The organism is Desulfocurvus sp. DL1XJH-121 (assembly GCF_054819825.1).
Genome location: NZ_JBTVWW010000136.1, coordinates 1 through 258 on the forward strand (window position 1 = coordinate 1; position 258 = coordinate 258).

Consider the following 258-nt stretch of genomic DNA (forward strand, 5'->3'; position numbering starts at 1 on the left):
GCTGGGCAACGTGAGCCGGGCCTGCCAGGTGATGGGCTATTCGCGGCAGCAGTTCTACGAGATCAGGCGCAACTTCCAGACGCATGGGTCGCAAGGGCTGCTGGACAGGCGGCCTAGCCCTCGGGGGCCGCACCCCAACCGGGTGGGCGAAGAGGTGGAAGCGGCGATCATGGCCTACAGTCTGGAGTTTCCCACGCACGGGGCCTTGCGGGTTGCGCAGCAGCTCGTGCTTCGCGGGGTGCAGGTCAGTTCGGGCGG

General features: G+C 67.8%; 1 protein-coding gene. It reads left to right on the top strand.

Annotated features, from left to right (window positions below):
• Position 1 precedes the first annotated feature (1 nt).
• Positions 2-258 (top strand): helix-turn-helix domain-containing protein (locus ACYYG1_RS17630; RefSeq protein WP_461211633.1); only part of this gene is annotated, 257 nt, incomplete at its 3' end.